At 44.9% G+C, this 9,747-nt stretch carries 1 protein-coding gene; it reads right to left on the bottom strand.

Annotation, left to right across the window (positions count from 1 at the left end; all coding sequences use genetic code 11):
* On the bottom strand, positions 1-9,675 hold a 9,675-nt coding region (locus PN457_RS16870), incomplete at its 3' end, for a DUF4347 domain-containing protein (RefSeq protein WP_271734687.1).
* Positions 9,676-9,747: the final 72 nt, after the last annotated feature.

The following is a 9,747-nucleotide window of genomic DNA, read 5'->3' as shown; positions in this document are numbered from 1 at the left end:
ACTACTAATAGTGTTCTCAGCTAAAGACACACCGATAGATAGGGAAACACCAGCAGTACCAGCGAAGGAGGCGGCGAGGGATGCAGCACCGGTGAAGGATTCAATGGTAGAGGTATCATCAGCGTTTAATTTTACTTCTTTGGCAGTGATGGTAATAGGGGTAGTGGTGGTGCTGGCAATATAGGCGTTAACTTTAGTATTAATCTTGTTTTCAGCACTGACACCGGCTCCGCCTAAGCCTACGCCCACTTTGCCACCACCAGCAACCGCAAAGGAACCAGCAACTACAGTGGCTAAAATCACAGCATCGGCGATCGCAGTCTGATGTAGGTTACCAGTGGCTGTGACATTGGCATTACTAAGATAAGCCTGTATTTCTTGGGTGATGGCATTATTCGCAACACCTACTCCCACGGAAGCAGCAGCCCCTAACTTACCACCAAAAGCTAGAGCACCGGAAGCCGCCAAAATCATAGCATCCACAGAGGCGCTATTTTGTGATGTCAGTTCTACATTGACCGCGTTAATAATTCGACTATTATCAATGTAGGCATTATTTTTAGACAGAATGATATTATCAGCGGCAGCACCAGCCCCACTAACCGCAAAACCTGCCTTACCAGCAACTGCTGCTGCTACGGAAGCGGCGATGGAAGTAGCAGAAATGGCTGTTTCTTGCCTCCAGCGCTTGCCATCATTGTAATTCTCAGCAGCGAGATTGTGGGTTACTAATTGCCAACGACTAGTATCACTATAATCTTCAACACTCAAATCAAGACCATCAATATTAACCGAGCTTCTATAAAACGCACCGCCAGTACCACCGCCGGCATAATCATTAGCTAACTTGACAATGTTCCCGGCTGTAATATTTACCAAATCATCTGAGGTTGTAGATTCAGTGGTGTAATTATAAGCTTCCCCTAAGAACCGATAAACTTTATCATCAGCAGTTTTCACCCTATCCCCAATCATCAAAGCCACTGTCTCGGAGGTATCATACTGATGATTAAACTTACTCTGGTCTTCCAGGGTATTTGCTTGGAGAATGACCGAGCCTGTAATAGTGCCATGGACATCTTTAATGTAGGCATTGACTTGATTATCAATATAGTTACTTGCCAAAGACAAACCTAAAGAAAGAGAGCCGCTAACTTTACCCCCCGACAATGAAGCCCCCACCGATATGGACTGGGCATCACTGGTAATGCGGGAAGTATCCGCCGCCTTCACAGTCAGATCCCCACCTTGAGCCGTAATTGCTGTAGTCCCAGCACCATCAATGTAAGCATTAATCCGGGTGGCTATTTTATTAGTAGCCTCTAGCCCTGCAGCACTTAACCCCAAAGCATTGCCTTGGGAAGACAAACCAACCGCAACAGAGGTAACAGCCACCGTAGCATCAATAAGAGTATTTGATGTTGCAGTTAAGCTAATGCCCTTAGCCGCAGTAATGGCACTATTCAGGGCATAGGCTTGTACCTCGAAAGGATTGGGAGTAGTTTGACTATACTCATTCCAACCGATTAAGTTACGGGCTACAGAAACCCCAATGGAAGCACCGGGGGTAAAACCTTGACTAGCAGCTACCGCAACGGATAGGGATGTTACCTTTGCGGTGATGCTACCGCCATTGATAGCACTGATGGTGACTATCCCTTGATTTTCCCCTGTACCTGTTGCTACCACAGGGGCGTTATCTAAATACGCATTAGCTTTACCCCGAATTAAATTGAAAGCTAACGCCCCTCCACCACTGAAGCCAATGGCTTTTTCACCAGAGTTCAAACTGACTGCAACGGCAATGGAAGAAGCAATAGAGCTAGCGTCAATAGCTGCATTCTGTTGGGCGCTAACGGTAACACTGCCATTAGTAGCTGTGACGGAGCCATTTTTGATATAAGCTTCTGTGTTGTTGAGAATTTCATTCCGGGCGGCACTGAAGCCCACAGATACTGTATTGGTTGATGCTGCCCCCACTCCCACCGCCAGGGATGGGGCTTCTACATTGGCATCAATGGTAGATGTATTACTTACCTCTACTCGCACAGTACCGTTATTGGCTCTGACAGTAGGGGTATTTTCTAAGTACGCCCGGCTCAGGGTACCCACTTTGTTGAGGGCTACTACTGCACCGACACTCACAGATGTGTTACTAGACTCAGTTTGTAAGGTGCCCACAATGGCTGTGGATGATGTGCCAATATTTGCAGATATATTAGCCTCAGAACTGGCAGTTACAGTTAAACCAGCCGCAGACTGAATACTAGAGTTGAGAATGTATGCTTGGACTGCTGCTAAATCTGCCGTACCAATGCTAGTACCAAATAAGGTATCAATGGTGTTAAATAAGAAGTTCTGTGGTTGCCAGCCTATGGTATTGAATGCTAAGGTAACGCCTACAGAAACGCCTTTAGATGTGGTATTACTAGTAATCTCGGCATCAATAATAGAAGTGTTTTTAGCATCGATACTCACACCGCCTGTGTTGGTGGTGATGTTACTGCCGCTAATATAACTATTGGCTTTACTCAATACTAGGTTAGTGGCGATGATGCCATTGACAGCCAGGGAATTACTCTTGGCGATTACACTACCGCCGATGGCTTCCACTGTACTTTCATCGACGGCAGTGATAGTGGCATTTTCTAAGGCAACCAATTTGATATCAGCAGATATGGTAGTCGCCCTATTGACATAGGTCTCAACGTTACCCCTGACATCATTACGGACAATCAAACCGCCAATGCCCTGAGAATCAGAGCCGGTTATACTAATGCCTACATACTTATTTCCCCAAGCTAAGGCATCATCTACCGCACTATCTAAAGGAATTTTCTCCCATTTACCACTGCTATAGTTTACAGTTCCTAAGTCAAGATTTTCTCCCTCTGCATCGGTACCAACAAACTGATAAAAACCACCCGCATCTCCACCGTTAGTATATTCATCGTCTACTCGGACAATTTCGGAGTTTTTAACATCGCGCTGCCCTGATTTAGTCGTGTATTGATAAGAACCCGAAAGAATATTATCAAATAGAGTAGTGATTACCAAACCGGGGTTATTAGTGGTGGATGAGAGGGCTTGCAAAGTACTATTAGCTACAATATGAGCATCATCTACTGCAGATATATTTATCCCGCCAGTGGCATTCACGGTATTCAACTGCAAATTTCTGCGATTATTATAGTCAATATATGCCTTAGCATCCGTGTTAACCATATTATTGGCTACCACCAAGCCCATACTCTTACTGCTGGCATCTGCAAAGGCTGTGGCTACTGATGTGGAAGTATTACTAATAGTGGCATTGATTTGGGCATCATTAGTAGCTGTAAGGGAAATATCTCCCGTGGCTTTAACTGTGGTATCAAATAAGAAGGCGTGTACTTTAGCTGGTTGCTGGCTATTAAAGGCATTGGCCATGACCGGATCACCCAGTAAGGTATCGAGAGCCTGGAACATGAAGAATTTTTGTGACTTCCAGCCAATGGTGTTAAATGCCATTGTCACTCCCTGTCCTGTATCGCCACTGCTGATAGTATTTAATGTCTGTGCGTTAATGTGGGAAGTATTTTGAGCATCCAGAACCAAATCACCTGTAGTGATATTACTTGCCGTAATATAAGCTTGGGAATCACTGAGGATTAGGTTGGTGGCAATAACTCCACTGCGAGCAACTACATTGCCTTTACCCATGACAGTACCGCCGGAAGCTGAGGCAGTAATATCTGCGGTTGCGCTGATTTCTGCGGTTTCCAGAGACTTTAAAGTTATTTCCCCGGCGGTGACTTCTCCCCTGTTGATGTAGGCAACTACATTACTTTTCACGTCATTCAAGACTACCAGCCCGCCAACACCCGCAGCATCAGAACCTCCCCCAACGGCAAGATTTAACCCTTGGGGTACTAATTGGGTTTCCGTTACCTCTTTCCAATAACCTTTATCACTATAGTTTTCACTGCTGAGGTCTAATGTGGCAGTAGTACCCATATATTCATATACACTGCCTGGTTTGCCCAATCCTGAGTCATAATCATCAGTGAGACTAACTCTGTCGCCAAATTTGACCGTTCTTTCCCCCTCTAAACTGGTAAAATCAACATTTAAGAGATCGTTGATTCCCTCTTGGAGAAGGGCAGCACCACCATCATTGGTCGTGGTAGAAGAAGAAACGATTTTACTATTGGCATAAATACCAGCATTGTCTTGGGCTGCGATCGTCAGTTCCCCAGCGACATTGACTATGCGGACACCTCTGTAAAGAGGATCATAATCAATATATGCTTCTGCGGTACTACTGAGCTTATTACTTGCTAGAATTAACCCGGCGCTCTTGCCACTCGCACCATATAAAGCTGAAGCTGTAGAATCCGCAGCATTACTAACAGTAGCGTTGATTTTTACTTCAGAGATGGCAGAAACAGATAAATTACCGCCGACATTAACCTCAGTATTTCTGATATAAGCTTTTACGCTAGCAGGTTGCTCACCTGATGAAGCCCCTGAAATCAGGGGAGCGCCAATTAACGTATCCAGAGCATTAGCAAAAACATTTTGCGGTTTCCAGCCAATGGAGTTAAAAGCTAACACACCAGACCTACCTGTATCCCCCGTAGACAGGGAACTTAGGAGAGTAGCATCAATAATTGATGTATTATTAGCAATTACATTTACATCGGTTCTACTAGCAATATTACTATTGCTAATGTAGGCCTCTGCCTGACTCAGTACCAGGTTAGTAACTACTATCCCCCCTGTGGCTACTACTGTACCACTGCCATAAAAACTACCTCCAGATGCGGTAATGGTACTTTCTGTGTTAGCTGTAATAATTGCTGATTCTTCGGCTTTGATACTAATGTTGGTGGCGGTGATTTGGGCTTTATTTATCCAACTTCCTACCTGACTGCGTACGTCGTTACGTACTACCATTGCTCCTACGGCTTTAGCATCTGAATTACTGATATTACCGGGATTTGGTACATAATCGGCTGTTGATTGGGTGATTTTCTGCCAGCGACTGGTATTTGTATAGTCTTCTGTGCCTAAGTCAATTATCAAGTCTAAATCTGTACCCAAGAATCTGTATACACTACCACCATCTCCCCCGCCGCTGTAATCCGCTGCTAGCCTGACTTTATGAATCAAGGGTATGAGTACTTGTGTTCCTGATGCTGTGGTGTATTCGTAGTCGTCTAAATAATTCAGGTAGTTTTGAATAATTCCTAAGCCCCCATTGTTGATGGTCACGGATTTACTGACTATGGTACTGGTGGCTTCTATTCCCGCTGTGTCTTTGGCTGTGATGCTAATGTCCCCACCTACTATGACTACTCCTGGTGTGGCGGTGCTGTAGTCTATGTAGGCTTGGGCTTGGCTGTTAACTAGGTTACTAATTAGGGCTGCTCCTATGGCCTTACCGGAGGCTCCATAGAGGGCTGATGCGGCTGATTCGGCTTGGTTGCTGACTTTGGCTGTGATTTGTGCGGTGGAGTCTGCTAGTAATGTCAGATTTCCTGGTGTGGTGATGCTGCTGTTTTGGATGTAGGCTTTAACTGTGAATGGCTTGGCTGTCCCTAACGCTGAATCCCCTAATAAGGCATCTAGGGTGTTGCTCAACAGGTTTTGTGGTTGCCATCCTATGGTGTTGAAGGCGAGGGTGACTCCGAGGGCTTTGTCTCCTGATGTGGCGTTGGTCAAGATGGTGGCATTTATCTGACCGTCTGATATCCCCTCTAGTGTAATATCCCCGCTGCTGGTTTCTATTTTGCTGTTACTGAGGTAGGCTGTGGTTTCGCTAAGTACGGTGTTGGTGGCTATGGTGCCGGCTACGGCTATGACTGTGCCACTACCGTAGGAACTACCCCCCGATGCTGATGCTGTGGTTTCTGCTAGGGCTGTGATCTGGCTGCTGTCTTGGGCACTGATGCTCAGGCTACTACCTTTAACATCTCCATTCTGGATGTAGCTACTGACTTGACTGCGTACGTCGTTACGTACTACTAATCCCCCTGAACCCATGGCGTCTGAGTCGCTGATGTTTAACCCGGTGGGGAGGATGTTGATGTTATTTAGTGCTTTCCATAGGGCATAGTTGGTGTAGTCTTGTGTGCCTAGGTCTATGGTGGCGGCAGTACCCATGTATTGGTACACTTGCCCGGCTATGCCTTGGTCTTCGGCGTAATCGCTGGCTAGTCTAACTTGGTCTCCGAATTTTAGCTGTTTACTGCCGGAGTTGCTGGTATATTTATATTCTTCTAGTAACTGTTTCCCTAGGTTGTTGATGATGCCTACTCCCCCGTCGTTGGTGGTGTTGGAGGAGGCTATGACTTTGGTGTCGGCGTTGATGTGGCTTTCATCCAGGGAATCTATGTCTATGCTGCCTGTTATTTGGATTTTACCTGTGTTTTGTGTGTTGTCTATGTAGGCTTGGCTAGTGCTGTTGATGAGGTTGCTGGCTAATATGCCACCAGTGGCTATGCCGGTGGCATTAATCAGGGCTGATGCGGCGGATGTGGCTTCGTTGCTGACTAGGGCTGTGATTTGCTGTTGGGATGTGGCTGTGAGGGTGAGATTCCCGGCAGCGTTGATGGTGGATTTTTCGATGTAGGCTTTGACTTGGGCTGGTTGGGCTGTGCCCAGGATGGCGCTTCCTAATAGGGCATCCAGTGTGCCAGCAAATATGTTTTGTGGCTTCCATCCTATCGTATTGAAGGCGACTGTGACTCCCAGTGCCTCATTCCCGCTGCTGGTGACGCTCAGGGTTTGAGCTTCTATTGTCGATGTGTTGCTGGCATCTATGCTGATATTTCCGGTGTTGCTGGTGATGTTGCTGTTGGTGATGTAGGCTTGGGCGCTACTGAGGATTTGGTTGGTGGTGATGGCTGAGTTCACTGCTAGGGTGATGCCACTACCGTAGGCGCTACCTCCTGATGCTGAGACTGTGCTGTCTATGTTGGCTTTAATTGTGGCGTTTTCTACGGCTTGGATGCTCAGTTCTTTGGTTGTCAGGGTGCTGTTTTTGATGTAGCTTTCTACTTTGCCACTGACTTGGTTTGTCACCACTAATCCCCCTGCGGCCACGGAATCTGAGTTACTGATGTTGTTCCCTTGGGGAATTATTTGGGTTCCTGTGACTGGTTTCCAGTACCCATAGTCGCTGTAGTCCGCTGTACTCAGGTCTATGGCAGTGTTATTTAATCCTAGATATTCGTATACTTTCCCTGTGGCTGCTTCTCTGACTCTTTCCCCAAATTTCAGGGTTCTCTCCCCTTCGTTGCTGTTATAGTCGGCGGGGATGAGGTTGTTGATTCCCCCTTGTAATAAGGCGGCTCCGCCGTCGTTGGTGGTAATGCTAGAGGATACTATTTTGCTGTTGCTGTATATGCCTATGTTGTCTTGGGCTGTGATGTCTGTTTTCCCGCCAATCACACCGCTGCCTATGCCATTCTCTATGTAGGCTCCTACTGTTGTGCTGACTTTGTTGCTGGCGAGGATGCCACTGCTTGCCATACTACTAGCTCCATACAGAGATGAGGCAGTAGACTCGGCTGCGTTGCTGACTGTGGCGTTGATTTGCGCTGCTGATGTGGCTAAAATAGATAAATCATCAGCAACAGTAATTGTCACATTTTTCAAGTATGCTTGGACATCTGCTGATTCCTCTGTTATCCCCGCACTGGTTCCTATTAAGTCATTTAGTGTCTTGTTAAACCAATCACTAAGCCAACCAATGGCGTTAAAAGCTATGGATCTTCCTAGTCCAACTCCATCTACGGGTACTAGTGATTGAGATTCTGCAAAGGCACTGATTTGAGCTGTAGCATCAATGATTGAGGTGTCTTGTGCTTGGATGACAATATCCCCAGTGTTCACTGTTTCTAAGGTACTGTCTTCAATGTATGCCCTGGTGTCACCTAATATGGAGTTGGCTGAATATGTTCCATCAAGTTGAATATTGACAGAAATAAGGGGAGTTTGTGAGCTACTATCAGTGATTTGTGTCGCGGGAGTATTGGCTATGGCTTGCTGATTTTTCTCAGCTTTGAGGTTAATATCGCCATCAATAACTCTGATGCCAGATTTTTGAATATACGCTTGTGTTGTACGGTTTAAGGTATTTACTGTTGCTGACCCAGTAAATCCTAATTGCCCTAAACCTGTGTTTATGTCAATGCTAATGCCTGGAGAAATGGCAGTCGCTTTGGTATTATCCTGTGCTATCAGGGATAATCCCCCATTACCAATTTCTATATTATTACTATCAGTTATATAGGCTTGAATATTTCCGGCAATTTCATTAACTACCTGTGATGCTTGTCCTTTGATGTTAGCATCACTTTGAGCTTTAACTGTGAGTGCGGCTGATTGAATGGTACTATTACTAATCCCAATCTCCACTTGTCCCTGGAAACTGTTATTAATAGATATACCTTGATTTTCTGCGGTGATGGTTGTATTTTCTTGAGCTAAAATATTGATATTGTTGGTGGCAATAATGTTGCTATTGCCAATGTTGACTGTGGCAACACCATTGATAGTATTTGTTGCTAGGCTTGCCGATGACTCATATTTACTTGCTCTAATTACCTGTAAATCCAGATTACTGAGATTTAGTGTGGCGTTATCTAGCTGAATAATTGCTTGTTCGCTGGTGTCAATACTCTCAGAAATTAATGTTCCTTCCGTTTGCGTTATCCCACTGAAATTTCGGGCGGTAATTCCCCCGGCTAAGTTGATTTGTGCTGTGGTTATTCCTGCTGCTATGTTGGCGACGGCGCTAAAGGTGATGTTTCCCGTGGTGGTAATTTGCCCACCAGTGTTGAGGGAAATTTTCTCACCTCGCAGAATGAGGTGAGCACTACCTAATTCTATGCTGGAGTCAATGATAATTTCATCATCGCCATCTAGAGTATCTATGGTTAATGACTGGGATGGTTTATCAAAAGTAATACTGGCAAAGGTTGGTATTTCTCCTATATCAATTAAGGTTAATTTACCGGTATCATCTGTTGTTAATTTAAGTTTGTCTCCTAAGTTGGTGAGAGTAATTATGGTGTTAGTGGAATCATTATTGTATAATGGTTCTGGGAGTAAGAGTCCTGAGTAACTGCTAAGTGTTTCCGTATTAAATATGGAAGCCACTTCTCCCGTTTGAAATTCCAGCAGCCAATCACCACCTAAACTTGCATTTCCCGTTAGGTTATCTGATGCTGCTACATCTGCCCCTGTAATTTCACTAATATTTTGTACGAAAGATTCGCCTAATTCACCGGCCGCTACATTGCATCCATAAAATAATAAGTCACCTTGTGGCAGTAGCGTTTCTCCCCAGCCACTTAGCGCATCTTTGTAATTCCATAAGTTATCGTGAGACAAAAAGGCACTACCTAGCTGTAAAGCACCGGCTTGACCATGACTGAAAATATGGATGGCATCTAAATTACTGTAATCTCGTAATTTCTCGGTAATTTGGGTAATGCCACTGTAATTGCTATCTAAAGCGATCGCCTGGATATTTGCATCCAAATTCTCAATTACTGATTGATAATCATATAACTGGGAATCAACAAAGGCAATTTCTCTGATGGCAGGATGGAAAGGATCTTGACTCTGAGATAATGGATATTCTGTATTAAATGGATTAGTGGTAGGTTGGATGATATCCATAATAAAATAGTAATTAAGTTGATGATTGTGATTTGTATTAGTATTTGATATGGGGAATTATCATCGGAAATA

The sequence above is a fragment of the Anabaenopsis arnoldii genome (genome assembly GCF_028331025.1).
GTDB lineage: Bacteria > Cyanobacteriota > Cyanobacteriia > Cyanobacteriales > Nostocaceae > Anabaenopsis > Anabaenopsis arnoldii.
This window is presented reverse-complemented; position numbering and strand designations above follow the sequence as displayed.